Raw genomic sequence first — 20,746 nt, forward strand, 5'->3', positions numbered from 1 at the left:
CCGCCAGGCCGCCATCAGGTTGCCTCGCCGAAGGCCAGCACCACGCGCCGGGCCTGCGCGCCCTTCTTCTCGACCTTGGCCACGCGCAGCGCGCCGATCTCGGCGATGTTGGCCACATGCGTGCCGCCGCAGGGTTGCAGGTCGATGGGCGACTCGACGCTGCCGACGCGGATGGTGCGCACCGTGCCGCTGCCGCGCGGCGGCTGCACGCTCATGCTCTTGACCAGGCCGGGGTTGGCGTCCAGTTCGGCGTCGGTGACGCTGCCCACGGTCACCGGCAGGGCCTGGGCCACCAGGGCGGCCAGCCCTTCGGCCAGGGCCGCGGCGTCCAGCGCCTCGCTCATGTGGAAATCGACGCGCACCGCCTCGGGGGTGATGGAACAGCCGTTGACCGGCTGTGCCACCAGGTGGCAGAGCAGATGACTGGCGGTGTGCAGCCGCATCATGCGGTGCCGGCGGTCCCAGTCGATGGCGGCCGTGACGGTGTCGCCGGGCGCGATCCGCGCAAGAAGCGCGTCCTGACCCGGTGCGGCCAGGTGCCAGATCTCGGCGGTGGGCTTGCCTTCCGCGTCCTTGCCCTTGCGGGTGTCGGCGATGGCCAGTTCGGCACCGTCGGCCAGCCGCAGCACGCCGCTGTCGCCGGCCTGGCCGCCGCCCAGCGGATAGAAGACGGTGCGGTCCAGCACCACGGTGCCGGTCGCGGCCTCCACGCGAAGCACGCGGGCGGGGCAGTCGCGCAGATAGGCGTCGGCGCGGAACAGGTCGTCGGTGGTCGTGGTCGTGGGCGGGATGGCGGGCGCGGCCGGCGAGGGCGCAGCCGCAGGGGCATCGGCGGTCATCCTGCGATGGTAGCCCTGGGGCCGCAGCCCGTCGGTGTGCGTACGCACCGTCTGCCAGCGGGTCACGCGCGGCGTGCGACTACACAGCCCGGGACGCCCGGCCCCGATCATCCGCACCCATGATGCGCACCGCCACCCTCACCCTTGCCGCTGCCGCGGTGCTGGCCCTGGCCGGCTGCGGCGACACCGCCAAGCTGCCCTTCGAGGCCGGCACCGGCCCCAACCCGCAGCTGCCCGCGCCCAACAAGACGCTGCTGCCCACGATGAAGGTGGCGTCCGCCACGGGCTGGCAGGACACCGCCGCGCCCACGCCATTGCCCGGCTTCAAGGTCACGGCCCTGTCTCGTGGCCTGGACCATCCGCGTTGGGTCTATGTGCTGCCCAATGGCGACGTGCTGGTGGCCGAAAGCGACCGGCCCCGCAATGCCGACCCCAAGCCGGGTGGCTTCTTCGACAAGATCAAGGAGAAGGTCACCGGCCTGGTGATGAAGCGCGCAGGCTCCGGCACGCCCAGCGCCGACCGCATCACCCTGCTGCGCGATGCCGACGGCGACGGCGTGGCGGAGACGCGCACCGTCTTTGCCAGCGGCCTGACCTCGCCCTTCGGCATGGCGCTGGTGGGCAACGAGCTGTTCGTGGCCAATGCCGACGCGCTGGTCAAGCTGCCCTACACCGAAGGCCAGACCCAGGCCGGCGGCCCGGCCGTGAAGGTGACGGACCTGCCCGCCACCTTCAACCACCACTGGACCAAGAACGTCATCGCCAGCCGCGACGGCGCCAAGCTCTACGTCACCGTGGGCAGCAACAGCAACATCGCCGACTACGGCATGCAGCACGAAGAAGGCCGCGCCGCCATCTGGGAGGTGGACCGCGCCACCGGCGCCAAGCGCCTCATGGCCAGCGGCCTGCGCAACCCCAACGGCATGGCCTGGGAGCCCGACACGAATGTGCTGTGGACGGTGGTCAACGAGCGCGACGAGATCGGCAGCGACCTGGTGCCCGACTACCTGACCTCGGTGCGCGACGGCGGCTTCTACGGCTGGCCCTGGAGCTATTGGGGCGGCGTGGTCGACACCCGCGTGCAGCCGCAGCAGCCCGAAAAGGTGGCCACGGCCATCCGTCCCGACTATGCGCTGGGCAACCACGTGGCGCCGCTGGGCCTGGCCTTCTCCAGCGCGCGCGGCATGCCGGAGGAATTCGCCAACGGCGCCTTCATCGGCGAGCACGGCTCCTGGAACCGCAACCCGCCCTCGGGCTACCGCGTGAGCTTCGTGCCCTTCATCGGCGGCAAGCCCAGCGGCGCGCCGCGCGAGTTCCTCACCGGCTTCCTCTCGGCCGACGGCAAGGCGCTGGGCCGACCGGTGGGCGTGGCGCTGGACAAGTCGGGCGCCCTGCTGGTGGCCGACGACGTGGGCGGCGCGGTGTGGCGCGTGTCGCGGGCCCGTTGACCCCAGCGGGCTCGCCTGTCGCGCCCGGTTAGCTGCCGCCCGCCTCGGGCGGCAGCAGCGCATGCGCCGTCATGTCGGCGCAGATCAGCCGCACCTGCCGCTGCACCTCGCGCGCGATGTCCTCCCGCCGCTCGGCCGTCAGCCGGCCCGATATCGCGGCCACGCTGATCGCCGCCACCGGGTTGTCCGGCGGAAAGGCCACGCCGATGGCCGCCGTGCCGGGCGTCACCACGCTGTCCAGAAACGAGTAGCCCTGCTGCCGCCCCTGCGCCACGACCTCGCGCAGGAAGTCGGCCGAGAAAGAGGCGTACTTCTCGTAGCGGTGGCCATTGGCCTGGATGATCGACTCCGCCTCTGCGGCCGGCATGGCGCACAGCATGGCCAGGCCGCCCGCGCCCACGCCGAGCGGCCGGCGGATGCCGATGTCCAGCGGCAAGGCCTTGATGGGGTAGTCGCCCAGCGCGCGGTTGGTGCACACCGCCTCCAGGCCGCTGCGCTCGCTCAGGTAGAGCGTGTCCTGCGTGGTTTCGGCCAGCCGGTGCAGGGCGGCGTCGCACATCTCGCTGAGCCGGTAACGCGGACGTGCCAGCAGACCCAGCTCGTGCAGCAAGGGCCCCAGGTAGTACTTGCGGGTGCGCGCATCGCGGTCGACCAGGCCCTCCAGCTCCAGCCGCGCCAGCATGCGAAAGCAGGTGCTCTGCGGCAGGCCGCTGGTGGCCGCCACCTCGCCGATGCGCATGCCGTTGCGACCGCGGGACGCCACAACGCGGAGCATGTTCACCACCCGTTCGATGCTCTGTGTACCGGTGCGCGGCTGTCCACCTTGTGGCGGTCCGTCTGCGCCTTCGGATGCTTCCTCGTTCTCTTCACTCATGCGAGCTTTGTAGTTTGCATCCACATTGTGGGCAATCTAGGGTTAACCGCATCAGGGTGAACCGGGTGCACGTTCTGTAATTCATCCATGGGTGCCGAGCAAGGCGCCACATTGTGGATAAGGAGACGAGGCGCCATGCCCCAGACGATGACCGAGAAGATCCTGGCCCGCGTGGCCGGGCTGCCCGCCGTGAAGGCCGGTGACGAGATCCTGGCCCGGCCGGATTTCGTGATCGCCTACGACTTCCCCGGCTACACCGACGTGTTCTTCAAGGAGGCCCGCGAGGAGTTCGGCGTCGAGAAGGTCACGAGCCCCGAGCGCTTCGTTCTGTTCATCGACCACATGGTGCCGGCCGCCGCGCCCAAGGAAGAAGAGCTGCACCGCGTCACCCGCGCCTGGGGCGCCGAGCAGGGCGTGCCGGTGCATGAGCGCGAAGGCATCGGCCACCAGGTGTCGGCCGAGCTGGGCTATGCCACGCCGGGTGCCTTCGCGGTGCATTTCGACGGCCATGTGAGCCAGCTGGGCGCCTTCGGCACCCTGGCCTTCGGCGCCCGCAAGAGCGTGCTCGAGACCTTCGTGAGCGAGAAGATGGCGCTCACGGTGCCCGCCACCGTCAAGGTCGAGCTCACGGGCACGCTGCAGCCGGGCGTGATGGCGCGCGACGTGTTCCACCACATGGTGCGGGTGATGGGCCCGTCCTCCTGCCGCTTCAAGGTGGTGGAGCTCAGCGGCCCGGTGATCGACACCATGAGCATCGAGGGCCGCCAGACCATCTGCGGCCAGGCCATGTTCCTGGGCGCCACCACCATGCTGATCGCGCCCGACGCCAAGACGCTGGCGTACACCCGCGAGCGGGCCAAGATCGCGCTGGAGCCGGTGTATCCCGACGCCGACGCCGTGTACGAGCGTGTGGTGCAGATCGACGTCTCGGCGCTGGAGCCCATCGTCGTGGCGCCGCCCAGCCCGGCCAACACCCGCGACCTGGCCGACTACGCGGGCCTGGAGGTGCACACCGGCTACCTGGGTTCCTGCGCCAGCGGCCGGCTGGAGGACCTGCGCGCCGCGGCCGACGTGCTGCGCGGCAAGCGCATCAAGCCGGGCTTCCAGCTGCATGTGGTGCCCACCTCGCAGGCCATCATGTCGCAGGCCGCGCGCGAGGGCTTGATCGCCACCCTGGTGGATGCCGGCGCCTTCATCAGCTCGTCGAGCTGCGACTACTGCTACGGTCGCATCGCCACCATGGCCGACGGCCAGCGCGCCGTGTCCACCGGCACGCTCAATACCCCGGGCCGCATGGGCAGCTCGGACACGGAGATCTTCCTGTGCAACGCGGCGGTGGTCGCCGCCTCGGCCCTGGAGGGGCGCATCGCCGACCCGCGGCCCTACCTGGCGGCGGCCGCCGCGGCCGAAGGGAGCGCGGCATGAGCGCCCAACTGCCCAACCTGGAAGGCCGCGCGGCCTGGATCTTCACCGAGGACGACTACGACATCGACCTCATCGTCGGCATCAAGAACATCAAGATCACCGACATCCACGAGCTGGCCGCGGTCACCATGACCAGCTACGACCCGCAGTTCGCCGCCAGCGTGCAAAAGGGAGACCTGCTGGTGGGCGGCCACAACTTCGGCTACGGCCACCCGCACTACCCGGCCATGCGTGCCATGCGCCACCTGGGCGTGGCGGGCGTGATCGCCGAATCCTTCTCGCCCGGCTTCTTCCGCGGCGAGATCAGCATGGGCTTTCCGCTCGTCACCTGCCCGGGCATCCGCGCCGCCACCGAGCGCTGGCAGCGGCTGCGCGTGGACTGGGCGCTCGGCCGCGTCATCAACCTCGACACCGGCGCCGAGCTGCCCTTCGAGCCGCTGTCGTCGGTGGAGCGCGGCACGCTGGCGGCCGGCGGCTTCATCCCCTACCTGAAGGCGCGGCTGGCGCGCGAGGCGGCGCAGAAGGCCGCCGCCGCAGACGCCGCCACCACCGGCGCCGCCGCAGGCTGAGGGCGCCGCGCATGCTGCAGATGATCGTCAGCGGCGTCGCCCTGGGCGCCATCTACGGGCTCATCGCCCTGGGCATCGTGATGGTGTTCAAGGCCACGGGCATCCTCAACTTCGCGCATGGCGAGGCCGCCATGCTGTCGGCCTTCACCGCCTGCACGCTGGTGCGCCTGGGTCTGCCGATGTGGGCGGTGGTGCCGCTCACGCTGCTGTTCGGCGCGGCGCTGGGCATGCTGATCGAGCGCTTCATCATCCGGCGCTTCATCGGCAAGGCCCTGCTGTCTTCGGCCATCTGCACGCTGGGGCTGTTCCTGCTGTTCGGCGACATGGCCATCTGGATCTGGGGCAAGGACACGCAGGAGCTGCCGAGCATCTTCCCGAGCACGCCGCTGCAGGTGGGCGATGCCGTGGTATCGGGCATCGACCTGGGCATCGTGGCGGTGTGCGCCACGCTGGCCGCGGCGCTGTTCGCCTTCTTCCGCTTCACGCGGCTGGGCATCGCCATGCAGGCCACCATGGAGAACCCGGTGGCGGCCCGGCTGATGGGCATTCCCATCAAGCGCATCTATGCGCTGGCCTGGGCGCTGTCGCACGTCATCGCGGCGGCGGCGGGGCTGCTGATCGCGCCGCTGACCTTCGTGCATTTCTCGATGATGCAGCACGCCCTGCACTTCGCTTTCGCGGCGGCGGTGCTGGGCGGCATCGGCAGCATGCCGGGCGCGCTGCTGGGCGGCGTGATCATCGGCGTGAGCAGCAACCTCACCGGCGCCTATGTGTCCTCGGCCTGGAAGGACGCCGTGCCCTTCATCGTGATGCTGGCCATCCTGGTGCTGCGCCCGCACGGGCTGCTGGCGCGCCGGCAGGTCAAGAAGGTCTGAGGAGGCGACGACGCGCATGACCCATCTGCTCGACGGCCGCCCCTGGCTGGCTCCCGCCCTGTTCGTGGCCCTGCTGGTGCTGGCACCCCTGGTGCCGGGCGGCTATGTGCTCTACATCGCCACGCTGGTGCTGATCTACACGCTGGCTTCCTTCGGCACCAACATCCTCACCGGCTACACCAACCTCATCTCCATGGCGGGTGCGGTGTTCTTCGGCATCGGTGCCTATGGCACGGCCATCCTGACGCAGCAGTTCGGCGTGCCGATGCTGCTGGCCATGCTCATCGCGGCGGCCATCGCCACGGTGGTCGGCCTGGTGCTGGCGCTGCCGGTGCTCCGGCTGGAGGAGGTGTTCCTCGCCATCGCCACGCTGGGCTTCGTGATGATCTCGGTGGAGATCGCCAAGTCCGGCGGCGACCTGACCGGCGGCGAGAACGGCATGGGCGCGCCCGGCCCCACGCTCTTCGGCCTGGCGCTGGACGAGCGCGCGTATCACCTGCTGGCCGCCTGCGTGCTGGGTGCCGCGCTGTGGCTGGCACGCAACCTCGCACGCAGCCGCTTCGGCCGCGGCTTCCTGGCCATCAAGGGCAGCGAGACGGCGGCCCGCGCGCTGGGGCTCAACACCACGGGCCTCAAGCTGGTGGCCTTCGGCGTCTGCGCCTTCTACACGGGCCTGTCGGGGGCGCTCTATGCGCCGCTGGTGCGCTTCATCGACCCATCGCTGTTCAACATCATGGTGTCGATCAGCTTCGTGTCGATGGTGATCGTCGGCGGCCTCGGCTCCATCCTGGGCTCGGTGCTGGGCGCGATCTTCGTCATCGGCGCACCGCAGCTGCTGACCTACTTCGGCTTCGACCAGTTCCAGCGCGCGCTGTACGGCGTGGCCATGATCCTGGCGCTGATGTTCCTGCCCGACGGGCTGGCCAGCCTGTTCAAGACGCGCCGCCTGCCCGGCGCCGACGCGCCCGGCAAGGAGGGCACATGATGCGCGCGATCGACGCCCAGGCCGCGCCCGCGCGGGGCGGGGCGCGGCCGGCGGGTGCCGCGGCGCCGCTGCTGTCGCTGGCCGGTGTGCGCATGAGCTTCGGCGGCATCGTGGCCGTGCAGGACGTGGGGTTCGACGTCATGCCCGGCACCGTGCATGCGCTGATCGGCCCCAACGGCGCCGGCAAGACCACGATGCTCAACTGCATCAGCCGCTTCTACACGCCGCAGCAGGGCCGCATGGTGCTGCGCACGGCGCAGGGCGAGCACGACCTGCTGCGCCTGAAGGCGCACCAGATCTCGCGCCTGGGCATCGCCCGCACCTTCCAGAACCTGGAGCTCTTCGCCGAGCTGACGGTGTTCGACAACGTGCTCATCGCCCGCTCGCAGGCCATGCGTGCCACGCTGGCCGAGGCCCTGCTCAACCTGCCGCGCCAGCGGCGCGAGGAGCGCGCCGAGCGCGAGCGCGTGCAGGCCCTCCTGGAAGAGTTGCGCCTGGCGCCCCACGCCCACACGCTGGTGCGCGACCTGCCCTACGGCACGCAGAAGCTGGTCGAGCTGGCCCGCGCCATGGCGCTGGAGCCCGTGCTGATGCTGCTGGACGAGCCGGCGGCCGGCATGAACAACCGCGAGATCGACGCCCTGGGCGACACGCTGCGCACGCTGCAGGCGCGCACCGGCGCCACGCTGCTGCTCATCGAGCACAGCATGCCGCTGGTCATGTCCATTTCCGACACCATCACCGTGATGCACAACGGCGCCTTCCTGGCGCAGGGCACGCCGCGGGAGATCGAATCGCATCCGGCCGTGATCGAGGCCTACCTGGGAGGAGGCAAGAGTGGCCAACGTCGCTGAACCCACGGGCGCCATCCGCCCGCTGCTGCAGGTGGACCGGCTCGCGGCCGGCTACGGCAAGATCCGCGCGCTGCACGGCATCGGCCTCACGGTGCACGAGGCCCGCATCGTCTGCGTGCTGGGTGCCAACGGGGCCGGCAAGACCACGCTGATGCGGGTGCTGTCGGGCCTGCTGCCGGTCATGGACGGCACGGTGCAGTTCGACGGCCAGTCCATCGCCAACGTGCCGGCCGAGACGCTGGTGCGCCGCGGCATCGTGCATGTGCCGCAGGGCCGCATGGTGTTCGCGCAGCTGAGCGTGCGCGAGAACCTGATGCTCGGCGGCTACACCCGCCCCGCCGGCGAGGTGCGCGACCACATCACGCATGTGCTGGACTACTTTCCTCGGCTCAAGGAGCGCATCGGCTCGCGCGCCGGCACCCTCTCGGGCGGCGAGCAGCAGATGCTGGCCATCGCCCGCGGCCTGCTGGCGCGGCCGCGGCTGCTGATGCTGGACGAGCCCTCGATGGGCGTGGCCCCCATCCTCAAGGACGCCATCTTCTCCACCCTGCGCGACATCCGCGACCGTGAGCGCCTGACGCTGCTGGTGGTGGAGCAGGACGCCGACATCGCCCTCGACATCTCGGACGAGGGCTATGTGATCGAGACCGGCCGCGTGGTCATGCAGGCCAGCGCGGCCGAACTGGCCGGCAACGAGGACGTCCGGCGCGCCTACCTCGGCGGCTGATGCCGCTTCCCTTGCGCTTCTTCCTTCCGCGACAAACCCACCCCAAGGAGACACAACCATGATGACGCTGCATTCCCGCCGCACCCTGATCGCCGCGGCCGCCTGTGCGCTGGCCGCCGCCGCGCTGCCGGCCGCCGCCTTCGAGAACAAGGACGAAGGCGTGCTGGAGAAGGAGATCGTGCTCGGCTCCTCGCAGCCGCTGTCCGGCACGCTGGCCTACATGGGCAAGGCGGTGGACGAGGGCATGCGCACCTACTTCGACATGGTCAACGAGAAGGGCGGCGTCAACGGCCGCAAGATCAAGCTGATCACCTACGACGACGAGCTCAAGCCCGCCAAGTCGGTGGCCAATGCCAAGCTGCTGATCGAGCGCGACAACGTGCTGGCCATGGTGGGCAACATCGGCCATGCCACCAACGTGAGCGCCTACGAGTACAGCTCGACCAAGAAGGTGCCCACCATCGGCGCGCTGTCCATCTCGGACCTGACCAGCACGCCGCCGCGCGAGCTGCTGTATGTGCTGCCCTCGCCGCAGTCCACAGAGACGGCCGCGTACATCGACTATGCCGTGGGCACGCTCAAGGCCAGGAAGGTGGCCATGCTCTACCAGAACGACGGCTGGGGCAAACCGGCCTACGACATCGCCGTCAAGCAGCTGGAGAAGCACGGCATGAAGCTGGTCGAGGCGCAGAGCTTCGAGCGCTTCGCCACCGACCTCACCTCGCAGGTCTTCAAGCTCAAGCAGGCTGAGCCCGATGTGGTCGTGGTCTATGCACTGGGCCAGGAGGCGGTGCAGTTCTTCCGCAGCGCCGAGAAGCTGGGCTGGAAGCCCACCGTCTTCGGTGCCGGCGGCCTGAACGATCCCAAGTTCGTGGAGCTGCTGGGCAAGACGCAATCCAAGCTCTACGTGGCCTCCTACTACGACGCCATCGAGGGCGACAACCCGGCGATCCAGTCCTTCTTCGCGCGCTACACCAAGACCTATCCCAAGTCGGCGCCGTCGTCGAACGCGCTGATGGGCTACTCGGCCGCGGCCGTCGCCGTGGAGGCGCTGCAACGCGCCGGCAACGAGCCCTCGCGCGCCAAGGTGGTGGCGGCGCTGGACGGCCTGAAGGACTTCGACCAGAAGATCGGACCCAAGATCACCTTCCAGCCGCTGAACGCCGGCCCCTATTCGCGCCGCGGCCAGACCGGCGTGGCGCTGATGGAACTCAAGGGCGACAAGTTCGCGCCCTTGGGCGGCTACATCGATCCGGTGAAGAGATAAGCACCCCCCATGCCGCTTCGCGGCTCCCCCCTCTCATGCGCCTTCGGCTTGGAGGGGGGCGCACCCAGAGGCCTGGCAAAGCCAGTTCCTCGGGTGCCCTGGCATGCCCTGCTCCGCGGCCACTCGATCATCCGAACAACGCTCGACAAGGAATTCTCCGTGCCCACTCTGCGCCAGACCCTTCGCCAACGCATCACCGACGGCCCCACCTTCTGGATGGCCGGCGTGCAGGACGCTCTGTCGGCCCTGCTCGTGGACCAGTCGGACTTCGACGGCATCTTCACCACCGGCTTCGGCATCTCGGCCTCGCTGCTGGGCCAGCCGGACATGGAGGTCTACACCCTCACCGAGAACGTGGCGGTGGTCAACCGCATCGCCAACGTGGTGAAGAAGCCCATCTTCGCGGACGCCGACACCGGCTACGGCAGCGTGATCAACGTGGCCCGCACCGTGCGCGAGTTCGAGAAGGCAGGCGTGGCCGCCATCTCCATCGAGGACCAGATCAGCCCCAAGCGCTGCCCCGCCGCCGCCTCGGTGATGCCGGTGGTGCCGGTCAAGGATGCGGTGGCGCGCATCCGCGCCGCGGTCGACGCGCGGCAGGATCCGGACTTCCTGATCGTGGCGCGCACCGATGTGCTCGACCCGGCCGAGGCCATGGACCGCGCCGCGCGCTATGCCGAGGCGGGCGCCGACCTCATCCAGCCGATCTCGCGCACCTTCAAAAGCTACGAGGACCTGGTGAAGCTGCGCGAGGTGTCGGGCCGCCGCCTGTCGCTGCAGCTGATGCAGGGCCTGTGGATGGAGAAGCTCTCGCGCGAGCAGGTCGAGTCGGTGGCGGCCTTCGCCACCTATCCGATCGTCACGCTGATGAGCACGGTGCATGCGCTGCAGGCCAACCTGGCCACGCTGGCCGCGCGCCGCAGCGGCGAGGTGGACGGCCTGCCGGCCGGCCAGGTGCCCATGGCCGAATTCAAGCGCGTGATCGGCTGGGAGGCGATGGAGGCGCGGCAGGCGCACTACGAGCAGGCGGATTGATTAGAGCGCGACCTGCCGGCGTGGCGCGCATGCCGCTGTGCACGGGCCGGCGACTCAGAAGCCTTCCAGCACGACCTTGCCCCGCGCCTGGCCGCTTTCGACGAAGGCATGCGCGCGGCGAAGGTTGGCCGCATCGATGCGGCCGTAGTGCTCGCCCAGGGTGGTGCGCAGGCGCCCCGTATCGACCAGCTGCGCCACCTCGGCCAGCAATGCGCCCTGCTCGGCCATGTCGGGCGTCTCGAAGCGCGAGCGGGTGAACATCATCTCCCAGTGCAGCGAGATGGCCTTGGTCTTCAGCGGCATGGCGTCGAGCTGCGGCATGTCGTCGATCACGCCCAGGCGGCCCTGGGGCTTGAGTGCCTCGATCAGCTGCGCGTAGTGCTGGGCGGTCTGCGTCAGGCTGGCGACCAGGTCCACCGCCTCGATGCCGATGGCCTTCAGTTCGGCGGCGAGCGGCCGGCTGTGGTCGACCACCGCATGGGCACCCAGCGTCAGGCACCACTGGCGGGTCTCGGGCCGCGAGGCGGTGGCCACCACGCGCAACTGCGTCAGTTGGCGCGCGAGCTGGATCAGGATCGAGCCCACGCCGCCGGCCCCACCGGTGATGAGCAGCGTCTGCCCGGCGCCGCCGCCGCGCGGCACCTGCAGGCGGTCGAACAGCAGCTCCCAAGCCGTGATGGCCGTGAGTGGCAGGGCCGCGGCCTCGGCATCGCCGAGCGTGGCGGGCGCACGGGCGGCGATGCGCTCGTCCACCAGGTGCAGTTCGCTGTTGGCACCCGGCCGTGCGATGGAGCCGGCGTAATACACCCGGTCACCGGGCGCGAAGCCGGTGACGTCGCTGCCGACGGCATCGACCGTGCCGACGGCGTCCCAGCCGAGCACGCGGGCCTGGCCGGTCTCGGGCGCGGCGTTGCGGCGCACCTTGGTGTCGACGGGGTTCACCGAGATGGCGGCCACCCGCACGCGCAGGTCGCGCGGGCCGGGCTGCGGTTCGGGGAGATCGAGGTCGATCAGCGATTCCGGTTGTTCGATGGGCAGGTTCTGGCGGTAGCCGATGGCTTTCATGGGCGTTCTCCGAAGAAGGGACGTTGCGATGGCGTGACTCTAGGTTCTGCGTCCGGCATTGATAAGCCGCCCGCCAGTGGCATCATCTTCAAATGGGAATTGAAAATCTCGCCGACCTGCGGCTGGTGCAGGAAGCGGCACGCAGCGGCTCGCTGAGTGCCGCCGGCCGCACGCTGGGCCTGACGCCGGCGGCGGCCAGCGCGGCGCTCAAACGGGTCGAGTCGCAGCTGGGCGCGCGGCTCTTCGAGCGCTCGACGCGGGCCCTGCGGCTCACCGCCGAGGGCCAGACGCTGCTGGACTACGCCGGCCGCGCCTTCGAGCTGCTGGCCGAGGCCGAGGCGCAGGTGGCCGCAGGCCGCGGCGAGCTGGTCGGCACACTGCGGGTGGCGTCGCCTTCGGACCTCACGCGCCGCGTGCTGCTGCCCGCCTTCGACGAATTCCTGGCCCGGCATCCCGGCGTGCAACTGGCGCTGTCGGTGGGTGACCGGCCGCTGGACGTGATGCGCGACGAGGTGGACCTGGCCCTGCGCTATGGCCCGCTGGCCGATTCGCGGCTGGTGGCGCGCCCGCTGGCGCAGACCCGGCCCGTGCTCTGCGCCGCGCCCGCCTACCTGCAGCGGCGCGGCACACCTCGCCTGCCCCAGGACCTGGTGCAACACAACTGCCTGAGCTTCCACCGCGGTGGCCGACGCCAGCGCGAGTGGCGCTTCGGCCAGGGCGGCCAGTGGGTGGCGGTGCGCATCGATGGCGACCGCCATGCCGACGACGCCTCGCTGGCGCGCGAATGGGCGGTCGCCGGCGTGGGCATCACCTTCAAGTCCTACCTGGACGTGCGGGCCGACCTGGACAGCGGCGCCCTGGTGCGGCTGCTGCCCGACTGGGACACGGAGGCCTATCCGCTACATGCCCTGCTGCCCAGCAACCGCTTCGTGCCCGCGCGGGTGCGGGCGCTGGTGGACTTTCTGGCCGAATGGCTGGCGCAGTGGCTGGCCGACGATCCCGCTGGCATCGCCACCGCCGGGGGCGGCGCGGCGGCCGGAGCCGGCAGGGCGGCAGGCCGGCCTAACATCGCCGCATGACCGCCAAGCCCGCTATGCCGCCGACGCTCCCCCGCTTCTGGGCCGAACTCGGCACCCGCGACTTCGCCACGCTGGACCCGGCCACCACCGTGGCGGTGCTGCCGCTGGGCGCCACCGAGCAGCACGGCCCGCATCTGCCGCTGGGCGTGGACACCGTCATCGCCGACGGCATCGTGCAGGCCGCGCTGCCGCTGCTGCCGCCGGAACTGCCTGTGCTGTTCCTGCCCACCCTGCCCGTGGGCCTGAGTCCCGAACATGCCCGATTCGCCGGCACGCTCACCCTGTCGTCGGAGACGGTGCTGCGCCTGTGGAAGGAGATCGGCGCCGGTGTCGCCCGCGCGGGCGTGCGCAAGCTGGTGCTCTTCAATGCCCACGGCGGCCACACCGGCGCGATGGACATCGCCGCGCGCGAGCTGCGCGAGGCGCACGACCTGATCGTCTACAGCCTGAGCTGGTTCAACCTGCCGCTGACGGACGCCACCACCGGCCAGGCGCTGGTGCCGGACCGCTTCGATGTGCATGCGGGCGAGTTCGAGACGGCGTTGATGTTGGCGCTGGCGCCGCAGCAGGTGCGGCGCGAGGCAGTGAAGGACTTCCCATCCACCTCGCGCGCGCGGGCGTGGGAGTACGCCATCCTCGGCAACGGCCGCAGCGCCAAGCTGGGTTGGGCGATGCAGGACTACCACCCCGAAGGCGCTGCCGGCAATGCCGCGGCTGCCACCGAGGCGCAGGGCCGCGCGCTGCTCGACGCCGCGGCGCGGGGGCTGGCGCAGGCGTTGGAAGAGGTGTCGCGCCTGCCGCTGTCCACGCTGGGCGCCGATCCGCCGCGGCGCTGAGTCATCCGGGCGTCGGCCTATCGAGGGTCGCCGTCCCAGCCGATTTCCAAGCGGGACACCGCTGCCCAGCGGCTGCCTGTTCAGCCGGCGGCCACGGCCGGCGCGTCTCCCACCGGAATGCTGCCGTCGCCCCGCTCGTAGGTGCCGATCAGCAGGCCGCTGGCGACGGCGCGCGCCTGGATGGCCTCCACCAGCGCGTCGCGGCCCGGCGTATCGCCCAAGGCCTCGCCTTCGGCCAGGGCATAGAGCTGGAAGGCATAGCGGTGCGGCCCATGGCCCGGCGGCGGATCGGGGGGCAGCCAGGCGGCCTGCAGGTAGGAATTGCGGCCGGCATGCAGGCCCGAGCCCTCGTGGTCCGGGCTGGGCCAGGCGCCTTCGGCCAGGTGGCCGTCCTCGGGCGGCAGATCCACCGCGATGGCGTGCACCAGCGGATGCGGGGTGGGCGAATCGGCGTCTTCCACGATCAACACCAGCTCTGCCACGCCGGCCGGCACGCCGGTCCAGGCCAGCGGCGGGGAGAGCCCCTCGCCATCGGCGGTGTAGCGCTGCGGAATCGGCGCATGGTCCCCGAAGGCCAGGCTGGTCAGCTGCAGCGTGCCGTGGCCCGCGCGCAGGCCCACCGTGTTGAAGACGATGTCGTCCAGGCCGGCGCGTACGCCGGCCAGCGCCTGGCCGATGGCCCCAGGAAGTTTTTCGAGCATGGCGCCAAGGTAGGCGCAACTGGCCCACACGGATGTAGGACTTCGAGCGACACGCGCCGCCGGACGCCCTCCCTAAATTGCGACGGTTGTGCTGTCCCGAGCGACGCACGGTCGCGTTGGTTTTTCGTTGTCCGGTTTTCCTGCCTTCATGTCCTGCTGCCCTGCCGTGTGTGTCGTCGATCCCGTGGCGGTGGCCACACGCTGAGCCATGGAGCGCCGCGTTCTCATCCATGCGCCGGAGGCGGCGGACGCCGACATGCTGGCCCGCATCGCGCGCGGCCTGGGGCTCAACGCCGTGGCCTGTCCTTCGCTGGCGGTGCTCATGACGCATCTGCAGGAAGGCGCTGCCGCCGCCCTGCTCACCGGCCCTTCCCTGTCCCTGCTGCCCGAAGCGACGCTGCAAACTTGGCTGTCGGCCCAGCCGGCATGGTCGGACTTTCCCTTCGTCGTGCTGATGAGTCAGGACGGCCACACGCCCGAGGCGATGGCACGGCTGCGTGAGCTCGGCAATGTCGTGGTGGTCGACCATCCCGCCTGCGACGAGACGCTGACGCGCGCGGTCCACGCCGCCGTTCGACAGCGCCACCGCCAGTACACGATGCGCCAGCAGATCGAACAGCTGGAGGCGGCCCGCGCCGAGGTGCAGCGCCTGAACACGGGGCTGGAGGCGCGCATTGCCGAGCGCACGCGCGAGCTGGCCGGCGCCAACGACCGGCTGATGGCCGAGATCGGCGAGCGCGAGCGCGCGCAGGCCGCCCTGCTGCAGGCGCAGAAGATGGAAGCCGTGGGCCGGCTCACCGGCGGCATCGCCCATGACTTCAACAACCTGCTGCACGTGGTGCAGATGAACCTGGACCTGCTGGGCCGCATCTCCAAGGAGGCCAAGGTGCAGGAGATCAGCGGCCGTGCCCGCGGCGCCGTGGCCAAGGGTGCGCGCCTGACCAGTCAGTTGCTGTCCTTCTCGCGCAAGCAGTCGCTGCTGCCGCGGCTGTCGGACGTGAATGCGCTGATCGAGGGCATGCGCGAGCTGATCGCCGTCTCGGTCGGCTCGGCCGTCCGGGTGGAGCTGGCGCTCGACACGGCACCCTGCTGGGCCGTGCTGGACGCCAGCCAGCTGGAAATGGCGCTGATCAACCTGGCCGTCAATGCGCGCGAGGCCATGACGGCCGGCGGCGTGCTCGCGGTGCGCACCGGGCATGTGCAGCGCGAGGCTGCGGGCGGCCTGCCCGCCGGCGACTATGTGGCCGTGCAGGTGCAGGACACCGGCGCCGGCATCCCGGCCGGCGTGCTGGGCCAGGTCTTCGATCCCTTCTTCACCACCAAGCCCCTGGGCAGCGGGAGCGGACTGGGCCTGAGCCAGGTGTATGGCTTCGCCCGGCAGTCGGGCGGCGAAGCCGCCATCGACAGCGTGGAAGGCCACGGCACCCGGGTGGACCTGCTCTTTCCCGCCGCGGCCGTCCCGGCCGCCGACGCGCCGCCGCCGCCCGAGGCCGAGGTCCAGGCCCTGGCCGCCGGCCGCTCGGTGCTCGTGGTCGAGGACGACGCCGAGGTCCGCCGCGTCATCGCCGACAGCCTGTCCCTGCTGGGCTGCCGGGTCACGCAGGCGGCCGACGGGCGCCAGGGGCTGGAGGTGCTGGGCGCCCAGCCCAGGCCCGACCTGATGGTGGTGGACTACGCCATGCCGGGCATGACCGGCGCCGAGTTCATCGTGCATGCGCGCGAACGCGTGGGCGCCGTGCCCGTGGTGCTGGCCACCGGCTATGCGGACATGGCGCAGGTGGGGCGTGTGCTGGGCACGCAGTCCATCCTCATCAAGCCCTTCGAGATCTCTGCGCTCGCGGCCTGCGTGGCCCGGGCGTTGGCGCCCGCAGCGGCGGGCGGCAATCCCGGTAAGCTGCACTGAGCCACCCGTTTCCCTTCCTTCCTTTCCAACCCCTTCAAGGAGATCACCATGGGCATCATCGGCACCATCCTCATCGGCTTCATCGTCGGCCTCGTGGCGCGCGCCATCAAGCCGGGCGACGACTCGGCGGGCTTCATCGTCACCACGCTGATCGGCATCGTGGGCTCCTTCATCGCCACCTACCTGGGCCAGGCGATGGGCTGGTACACGGTGGGGCAGCCGGCCGGCTTCATCGCCTCGGTCATCGGTGCCGTCGTCCTGCTGTTCGTCTGGGGCATGGTGGCCGGCCGCCGCCGCTGAAACCATGACCGACACCGCATGCGTGGTGATGACCACGGCCGGCACCGAGGAAGAGGCCGAGGACCTGGCCGGCGCGATGGTCGAGGCGGGCCTGGCGGCCTGCGTGCAGATCCAGCGGGTGCGCAGCGTCTACCGCTGGGAAGGCGAGACCCGCCGCGAGCCCGAGTGGCTGCTGATCTGCAAGACGCGCGCGGGCCGCTTCGAGGCACTGCAGGCGCTGATCCAGGAGCGGCACAGCTATGCCGTGCCCGAGGTGGTGCAGTTGCCCATCACGGCCGGCTCGCCGGCCTATCTGCGCTGGCTGGCCGAGGCCACGGCCGAGCCGCCGGCGTCAGCCTGACTTCCGTACCCATCAGGGCGCGGCAAAGGCGCGCCCAACTGCTCATGCGTACGTGACCCAGTCGTCGTAGGCAGGTCCATCCAGATGCGGCAGCGTGTTGTAGGTCACCAGCATGTGCCGCTTGGGCGTGAATGCGAATTCGGTGACCGCCGTGTTGCGGATGCGCAGGTTCAGCTCGATGGTGGTCTCGGGCGAGGTGCCCAGCACATGGCCCACCGCCGTCGAGATCGGCCCGCCGCTGCTCACCACCAGCACCTTCGCGCCATGGTGGCGGTCGCGCACATGGTCCAGCGCGGTCGTCACGCCCGCCAGGAAGTCCACATAGCTCGGCATGCCCACGGGCGCCGCCTGCCCGCTCATCCAGGCCGACAGGCCCTGGCGCAGCAGGCGGAAGTGGGCCTTGTACAGCTCGGGCGTGTCGGCCTTGGGCAGCTTCTCCGGATGGATCGTGGCGACCACCGCCTCGCTGTCGTATTCGTTCAGGCCCGGCCAGGACAGCACGTCCTGCGGCGGCAGCTGCATGCCGCGGGCGATGCCTTCCCAGGTCTCGCGGTGGCGGCGCAGGGTGCCGGTGATGACGGCGTCGAAAGTCATTCCGCGCTCGCGCCAGTACTCGCCCAGCCGCTCGGCCTGCCTGTGGCCGAGTTCGCTGAGGCGGTCGTAGTCGTCGGAGCCGAAGGAGGCCTGGCCGTGGCGCACGAGGTAGAGCGTTCCCATGGCGGGCGATTGTCCAAAGCGGGCGGGCGGCGCTTGTCGCGCGTGGGACGGTATGCGCGGTGGCCGTCGCTTGGGTGACCCGTCTTGGTCCCTCCCGCCTGCGGGAGAGGGGACGCAATCCTCAGCCCGTTGCGACGCCCGCGGCGAGCACCTCGGCAAAAAGCGGCGCATCCACATTGCCGCCGGTCAGGGCGAGTCCGATGCGCTTGCCCGCCCAGCGGCCGCGCTGCTGCAAGGCCGCCGCCAGCGCCGCGGCACCGGCGCCTTCGGCCACGTTGTGCGTGGCGGTGTAGAGCAGGCGCATCGCGCCAGCCACCTCGTCGTCGGTGACGGCCACCACGTCCTCGGCCTGCGCGCGCACGACGGCCACCGACTCGGCCACCGGCGTGCGGCAGGCCATGCCGTCGGCGATGCGCGTGGTGGCGGGCGACTCCACCAGCGTGCCGCTGCGCCAGGACTGCAGGCAGGCATCCGCATGCGCCGACACCACGCCCACCAGCCGCGTGGACACGCCGCAGTGGGCCCGTGCCGCCGCGGCACCGGCGAAGCCCGAGCCCAGCCCGATCGGCACGAAGAGCACGTCCGGCGCGCCGCCGGCCGCCTTCGTCGCCTCGAAGAATTCCACGTAGGCCGTGGCCACGCCGCGCACCAGGTCGCGGTGGAAGGAGGGGATGCGGTGCAGCCCGTGCTGCGCCGCCAGCGCGGCCGCATGGTCGGCGGCGGCCTGGAAGTCGTCGCCGTGCTCGACCAGCTCCACGCCCAGGGCGCGCATGGCGGCGTTCTTCTCGACCGAGTTGCCGTGCGGCACCACGATGGTGGCCTGCAGGCCGTGGCGCCGGGCCGCGAAGCCGACCGACTGGCCATGGTTGCCGCGCGTGGCGCTGATCACATGCCGTACCGCGGGCTGGGTGCGGCGCAGTTCCTCGAAATAGGTCAGCCCGCCGCGCACCTTGAAGGCGCCCACGGGCGTGTGGTTCTCGTGCTTGATCCAGGTCTCGGTGCCCAGCGCCTGCTCGATCAGCGGCCAGCGGTACTGCGGCGTGGGAGGCAGGGCGCTGCGCACGGTGGCCAGTGCGGCCGCGATGTCGTCGGGCGTGAAGCGCATGGGGGATCCTCGAAGGTGCGGGCGAACAGGCCGGAGCAGAAGGCAGTCGGGCGCCCGGAAGGTGCGGATGAGGCCGGTGCGGGCTGGGGTCAGAGCAGCACCTGGCCCTCGATGCAGTCGGCCACGTCGCCGCCGATCCAGATCTGGCCCGAGGCGTCCTGCGCCACATGCACCCGGCCGTCACGGCCCAGGCACTGGCCCTGGCCGGCGACGTAGCGCGTCGGCATCAGGCTATCGGCGATGAGCCACTGCGCCAGGCTGGCGTTGAGGCTGCCGGTCACCGGGTCTTCCTCCACGCCGATGGGGGCGGCGAAGCCGCGCACCTCCAGATCGACCGACGGCGCGGCCACTGCTGCGGCGGCCGCCGTGCTGCTGCGCGCCCCGAAGGCGCGGGCCTCGCGGTTGGCGCGGCCGATGAGCGGTGGTGCGCCGGCATCCTGGGCGTCCGTGCGTGCCGCCACGCCCACCTTCTGGCCCAGCGCCTTGAGCGCCGCGTGATCCGGCCGCAGCGCCAGCACCGTCTCGGGGCTGTCCAGCAGCAGACCGAGCCAGACCGGCCCATTGTTGAGGCACTGCGCCGCCTCGATCTGCGAGGCCTTCAGGCCCAGGGCCGCGGCCACCTTGGACAGCAGCATGGGGCTGGGCGCGCTGCGCTGCAGCGGCGGCGCGGCGAAGGCCAGGCGTTCGCCCTCGACGCGGATCGGCACCAGGCCGATGGCGCATTCCTGCACGATGCCACCGGCCCGCCGTGGCCGGCCGCCGTGGGCCAGCCAGGCGCGGCAGGTGCCCAGGGTGGGGTGGCCGGCGAAGGGCAACTCGCCGCCGGGCGTGAAGATGCGCACCCGGTAGTCCGCACCGCCGGCGGCGCCTTCGGCGGTGGGCGGCAGCACGAAGGTGGTTTCCGACAGGTTGGTCCAGCGCGCGAAGCGCTGCATGGCCTCGTCGTCCAGGTCCTGGCCGTCCAGCACCACGGCGACCGGATTGCCGCGGGTGGGCGTGTCGGTGAAGACGTCGGGCTGGCGGAAGGGGCGGGTTCTCATGGCGGGACTCGGGAAGCGGAAATGAAGGAGGAAGCGGAGGGGGCGGCGCCGGGGCGCCTGCGGGCGCTGGTCGGGCGCCAGGTGTCGCGGGCGGGCCCGCGGCGGATCAGGCCAGCGCCAGATCCAGCACGCCGAGGGCGGCCGGCCGGGTGCGCAGCGCATCGAACCAGCGCTCCAAGTTCGGCCAGGCCGGGCGGCGGTACTCGGCCGGCGGCAGGCCGAACCAGCGATGCACTTCGCAGGCGACCGGGATGTCGGCCATGGTGAAGCGCTCGCCGGTCATGAAGTCGCGGCCGGCCAGGTGGGCATCCAGCATGGCCATCAGCGGCTCGGTCGCGGCGATGGAGGCGGCGACGGCCTGCACATCGCGCTCGGCGGCCGGCACGCGCACCAGTTGCACAAAGGCATCGCGGCCCGCGGGGTTGAGCGTGGTCTGCTGCCAGTCCATCCAGCGTTCGGCGTCGAAGCGCGCCTCCAGCGGCTCGGGATACATGAGTCCGTGCGAATGGCGGGCGCAGAGGTAGCGCACGATGACGTTGCTTTCCCACAGCACGAAGCGGGCGTCGCCCTCGCCGTCCTGCAGCAGCGGCACCAGCGCGTTGGGGTTCAGGGCCAGGTATTCGGGCGTGTGCACCAGGCCGTGGGCGCCGCCGGCCTCGGTGCGCTGGAAGTCCAGGCCGAGTTCCTGCGCGCACCACACCACCTTGCGCACGTTGATCGAGCTGATGCGGCCCCAGAGATTGAGCATGGGTCGGTTTCCTT

General features: G+C 71.0%; 22 protein-coding genes. 14 read left to right on the forward strand and 8 right to left on the reverse strand.

Going from position 1 to position 20,746, the window contains the following annotated elements; genetic code table 11:
- Nucleotides 1-14 precede the first annotated feature (14 nt).
- Nucleotides 15-839 carry an alanyl-tRNA editing protein gene (locus tag ABIC63_RS26220; protein ID WP_354321915.1) on the reverse strand — a complete coding sequence of 275 codons (825 nt, stop codon included), beginning with the start codon at nt 837-839 and terminating at the stop codon, nt 15-17.
- Between the two features lie 119 nt (nt 840-958).
- Between ABIC63_RS26220 and ABIC63_RS26225 the strand changes: the two genes are divergently transcribed.
- Nucleotides 959-2,287: a PQQ-dependent sugar dehydrogenase gene (locus ABIC63_RS26225; protein ID WP_354321916.1), complete on the forward strand. Its 1,329-nt coding sequence runs from the start codon at nt 959-961 to the stop codon at nt 2,285-2,287.
- Nucleotides 2,288-2,315: 28 nt separating this feature from the next.
- Here ABIC63_RS26225 and ABIC63_RS26230 read toward each other — a convergent pair whose 3' ends face one another.
- A complete protein-coding gene (locus ABIC63_RS26230) occupies nt 2,316-3,161 on the reverse strand; it encodes an IclR family transcriptional regulator (RefSeq protein WP_354321917.1) in 846 nt (281 codons plus the stop codon).
- Nucleotides 3,162-3,296: 135 nt separating this feature from the next.
- Here ABIC63_RS26230 and ABIC63_RS26235 point away from each other — a divergent pair, with 135 nt between their 5' ends.
- From ABIC63_RS26235 to ABIC63_RS26270, 8 genes are all read left to right on the forward strand, one after another.
- Complete coding sequence (locus ABIC63_RS26235; protein WP_294376050.1) at nt 3,297-4,586, forward strand: 3-isopropylmalate dehydratase large subunit; 1,290 nt, start codon at nt 3,297-3,299, stop codon at nt 4,584-4,586.
- Entirely contained in the window at nt 4,583-5,155 is a 573-nt protein-coding gene (locus tag ABIC63_RS26240; RefSeq protein ID WP_354321918.1) for a 3-isopropylmalate dehydratase small subunit, read from the forward strand. The genes ABIC63_RS26235 and ABIC63_RS26240 overlap by 4 nt, the downstream gene beginning before the upstream one ends.
- Nucleotides 5,156-5,166: 11 nt before the next feature.
- Entirely contained in the window at nt 5,167-6,030 is an 864-nt protein-coding gene (locus ABIC63_RS26245) for a branched-chain amino acid ABC transporter permease (RefSeq protein WP_017762000.1), read from the forward strand.
- Between the two features lie 16 nt (nt 6,031-6,046).
- The gene (locus ABIC63_RS26250; protein ID WP_294376055.1) at nt 6,047-7,015 is read left to right on the forward strand and encodes a branched-chain amino acid ABC transporter permease; all 969 of its coding nucleotides are present in this window, start codon (nt 6,047-6,049) and stop codon (nt 7,013-7,015) included.
- Nucleotides 7,012-7,869, forward strand: coding sequence for an ABC transporter ATP-binding protein (locus ABIC63_RS26255; RefSeq protein ID WP_294376058.1), 858 nt, complete (start codon nt 7,012-7,014; stop codon nt 7,867-7,869). Before ABIC63_RS26250 ends, ABIC63_RS26255 begins: the two co-directional genes overlap by 4 nt.
- Nucleotides 7,853-8,596 (forward strand): ABC transporter ATP-binding protein, encoded by a 744-nt coding sequence (locus ABIC63_RS26260; RefSeq protein WP_294376062.1) that lies wholly within the window; start codon nt 7,853-7,855, stop codon nt 8,594-8,596. Before ABIC63_RS26255 ends, ABIC63_RS26260 begins: the two co-directional genes overlap by 17 nt.
- A 58-nt stretch (nt 8,597-8,654) precedes the next feature.
- Nucleotides 8,655-9,863: an ABC transporter substrate-binding protein gene (locus ABIC63_RS26265; RefSeq protein WP_294376064.1), complete on the forward strand. Its 1,209-nt coding sequence runs from the start codon at nt 8,655-8,657 to the stop codon at nt 9,861-9,863.
- Nucleotides 9,864-10,022: 159 nt separating this feature from the next.
- Entirely contained in the window at nt 10,023-10,898 is an 876-nt protein-coding gene (locus tag ABIC63_RS26270) for an isocitrate lyase/PEP mutase family protein (RefSeq protein ID WP_354321919.1), read from the forward strand.
- Between the two features lie 54 nt (nt 10,899-10,952).
- Here ABIC63_RS26270 and ABIC63_RS26275 read toward each other — a convergent pair whose 3' ends face one another.
- Nucleotides 10,953-11,963 carry a zinc-binding alcohol dehydrogenase family protein gene (locus ABIC63_RS26275; protein ID WP_354321920.1) on the reverse strand — a complete coding sequence of 337 codons (1,011 nt, stop codon included), beginning with the start codon at nt 11,961-11,963 and terminating at the stop codon, nt 10,953-10,955.
- Between the two features lie 92 nt (nt 11,964-12,055).
- Here ABIC63_RS26275 and ABIC63_RS26280 point away from each other — a divergent pair, with 92 nt between their 5' ends.
- A complete protein-coding gene (locus ABIC63_RS26280) occupies nt 12,056-13,042 on the forward strand; it encodes a LysR family transcriptional regulator (RefSeq protein WP_354321921.1) in 987 nt (328 codons plus the stop codon).
- Nucleotides 13,039-13,878 (forward strand): creatininase family protein, encoded by an 840-nt coding sequence (locus ABIC63_RS26285; protein WP_354321922.1) that lies wholly within the window; start codon nt 13,039-13,041, stop codon nt 13,876-13,878. Before ABIC63_RS26280 ends, ABIC63_RS26285 begins: the two co-directional genes overlap by 4 nt.
- An 80-nt stretch (nt 13,879-13,958) precedes the next feature.
- On the opposite strand, the gene ABIC63_RS26290 is transcribed toward ABIC63_RS26285, so the two are convergent.
- Nucleotides 13,959-14,579, reverse strand: a complete 621-nt coding sequence (locus tag ABIC63_RS26290) for a YbhB/YbcL family Raf kinase inhibitor-like protein (RefSeq protein WP_354321923.1) — start codon at nt 14,577-14,579, stop codon at nt 13,959-13,961.
- Between the two features lie 208 nt (nt 14,580-14,787).
- On the opposite strand from ABIC63_RS26290, the gene ABIC63_RS26295 reads away from it, so the two are divergent.
- Genes ABIC63_RS26295 through cutA form a run of 3 tightly spaced genes read left to right on the forward strand, consistent with a single transcriptional unit; the run spans nt 14,788 to nt 17,122 of the window.
- Entirely contained in the window at nt 14,788-16,482 is a 1,695-nt protein-coding gene (locus ABIC63_RS26295; protein WP_354321924.1) for a response regulator, read from the forward strand.
- A gap of 48 nt (nt 16,483-16,530) precedes the next feature.
- Nucleotides 16,531-16,782: a GlsB/YeaQ/YmgE family stress response membrane protein gene (locus tag ABIC63_RS26300; protein ID WP_294376081.1), complete on the forward strand. Its 252-nt coding sequence runs from the start codon at nt 16,531-16,533 to the stop codon at nt 16,780-16,782.
- Between the two features lie 4 nt (nt 16,783-16,786).
- On the forward strand, nt 16,787-17,122 hold the full coding sequence (cutA, locus tag ABIC63_RS26305) for a divalent-cation tolerance protein CutA (protein WP_354321925.1): 336 nt from the start codon (nt 16,787-16,789) through the stop codon (nt 17,120-17,122).
- 42 nt (nt 17,123-17,164) lie between these two features.
- Here cutA and ABIC63_RS26310 read toward each other — a convergent pair whose 3' ends face one another.
- The 4 genes from ABIC63_RS26310 to ABIC63_RS26325 all read right to left on the reverse strand — a co-directional run bounded on the left by ABIC63_RS26310 (nt 17,165) and on the right by ABIC63_RS26325 (nt 20,732).
- Nucleotides 17,165-17,839: a histidine phosphatase family protein gene (locus tag ABIC63_RS26310; RefSeq protein ID WP_354321926.1), complete on the reverse strand. Its 675-nt coding sequence runs from the start codon at nt 17,837-17,839 to the stop codon at nt 17,165-17,167.
- Between the two features lie 121 nt (nt 17,840-17,960).
- Nucleotides 17,961-18,944, reverse strand: a complete 984-nt coding sequence (locus tag ABIC63_RS26315; RefSeq protein ID WP_354321927.1) for a threonine dehydratase — start codon at nt 18,942-18,944, stop codon at nt 17,961-17,963.
- Between the two features lie 89 nt (nt 18,945-19,033).
- Nucleotides 19,034-19,984 carry a PhzF family phenazine biosynthesis protein gene (locus ABIC63_RS26320; RefSeq protein WP_354321928.1) on the reverse strand — a complete coding sequence of 317 codons (951 nt, stop codon included), beginning with the start codon at nt 19,982-19,984 and terminating at the stop codon, nt 19,034-19,036.
- A 106-nt stretch (nt 19,985-20,090) separates the two neighbouring features.
- The gene (locus tag ABIC63_RS26325) at nt 20,091-20,732 is read right to left on the reverse strand and encodes a glutathione S-transferase family protein (protein WP_354321929.1); all 642 of its coding nucleotides are present in this window, start codon (nt 20,730-20,732) and stop codon (nt 20,091-20,093) included.
- Between the last annotated feature and the right edge of the window lie 14 nt (nt 20,733-20,746).

It is taken from the genome of Pseudacidovorax sp. 1753, assembly GCF_040544975.1.
Classification (GTDB): domain Bacteria; phylum Pseudomonadota; class Gammaproteobacteria; order Burkholderiales; family Burkholderiaceae_C; genus Xenophilus.

Excerpts from the sequence above, each read along its gene's own strand:
- ABIC63_RS26325 (WP_354321929.1), bottom strand. The coding sequence starts at position 20,732 with ATGCTCAATCTCTGGGGCCGCATCAGCTCGATCAACGTGCGCAAGGTG.
- ABIC63_RS26255 (WP_294376058.1), top strand. The coding sequence starts at position 7,012 with ATGATGCGCGCGATCGACGCCCAGGCCGCGCCCGCGCGGGGCGGGGCG.
- ABIC63_RS26295 (WP_354321924.1), top strand. The coding sequence starts at position 14,788 with ATGGAGCGCCGCGTTCTCATCCATGCGCCGGAGGCGGCGGACGCCGAC.
- ABIC63_RS26310 (WP_354321926.1), bottom strand. The coding sequence starts at position 17,839 with ATGGGAACGCTCTACCTCGTGCGCCACGGCCAGGCCTCCTTCGGCTCC.
- ABIC63_RS26275 (WP_354321920.1), bottom strand. The coding sequence starts at position 11,963 with ATGAAAGCCATCGGCTACCGCCAGAACCTGCCCATCGAACAACCGGAA.
- ABIC63_RS26220 (WP_354321915.1), bottom strand. The coding sequence starts at position 839 with ATGACCGCCGATGCCCCTGCGGCTGCGCCCTCGCCGGCCGCGCCCGCC.
- ABIC63_RS26315 (WP_354321927.1), bottom strand. The coding sequence starts at position 18,944 with ATGCGCTTCACGCCCGACGACATCGCGGCCGCACTGGCCACCGTGCGC.
- ABIC63_RS26225 (WP_354321916.1), top strand. The coding sequence starts at position 959 with ATGATGCGCACCGCCACCCTCACCCTTGCCGCTGCCGCGGTGCTGGCC.
- ABIC63_RS26265 (WP_294376064.1), top strand. The coding sequence starts at position 8,655 with ATGATGACGCTGCATTCCCGCCGCACCCTGATCGCCGCGGCCGCCTGT.
- ABIC63_RS26235 (WP_294376050.1), top strand. The coding sequence starts at position 3,297 with ATGCCCCAGACGATGACCGAGAAGATCCTGGCCCGCGTGGCCGGGCTG.
- ABIC63_RS26285 (WP_354321922.1), top strand. The coding sequence starts at position 13,039 with ATGACCGCCAAGCCCGCTATGCCGCCGACGCTCCCCCGCTTCTGGGCC.
- ABIC63_RS26250 (WP_294376055.1), top strand. The coding sequence starts at position 6,047 with ATGACCCATCTGCTCGACGGCCGCCCCTGGCTGGCTCCCGCCCTGTTC.
- ABIC63_RS26245 (WP_017762000.1), top strand. The coding sequence starts at position 5,167 with ATGCTGCAGATGATCGTCAGCGGCGTCGCCCTGGGCGCCATCTACGGG.
- ABIC63_RS26280 (WP_354321921.1), top strand. The coding sequence starts at position 12,056 with ATGGGAATTGAAAATCTCGCCGACCTGCGGCTGGTGCAGGAAGCGGCA.
- ABIC63_RS26230 (WP_354321917.1), bottom strand. The coding sequence starts at position 3,161 with ATGAGTGAAGAGAACGAGGAAGCATCCGAAGGCGCAGACGGACCGCCA.
- ABIC63_RS26240 (WP_354321918.1), top strand. The coding sequence starts at position 4,583 with ATGAGCGCCCAACTGCCCAACCTGGAAGGCCGCGCGGCCTGGATCTTC.
- ABIC63_RS26290 (WP_354321923.1), bottom strand. The coding sequence starts at position 14,579 with ATGCTCGAAAAACTTCCTGGGGCCATCGGCCAGGCGCTGGCCGGCGTA.
- ABIC63_RS26320 (WP_354321928.1), bottom strand. The coding sequence starts at position 19,984 with ATGAGAACCCGCCCCTTCCGCCAGCCCGACGTCTTCACCGACACGCCC.
- cutA (WP_354321925.1), top strand. The coding sequence starts at position 16,787 with ATGACCGACACCGCATGCGTGGTGATGACCACGGCCGGCACCGAGGAA.
- ABIC63_RS26300 (WP_294376081.1), top strand. The coding sequence starts at position 16,531 with ATGGGCATCATCGGCACCATCCTCATCGGCTTCATCGTCGGCCTCGTG.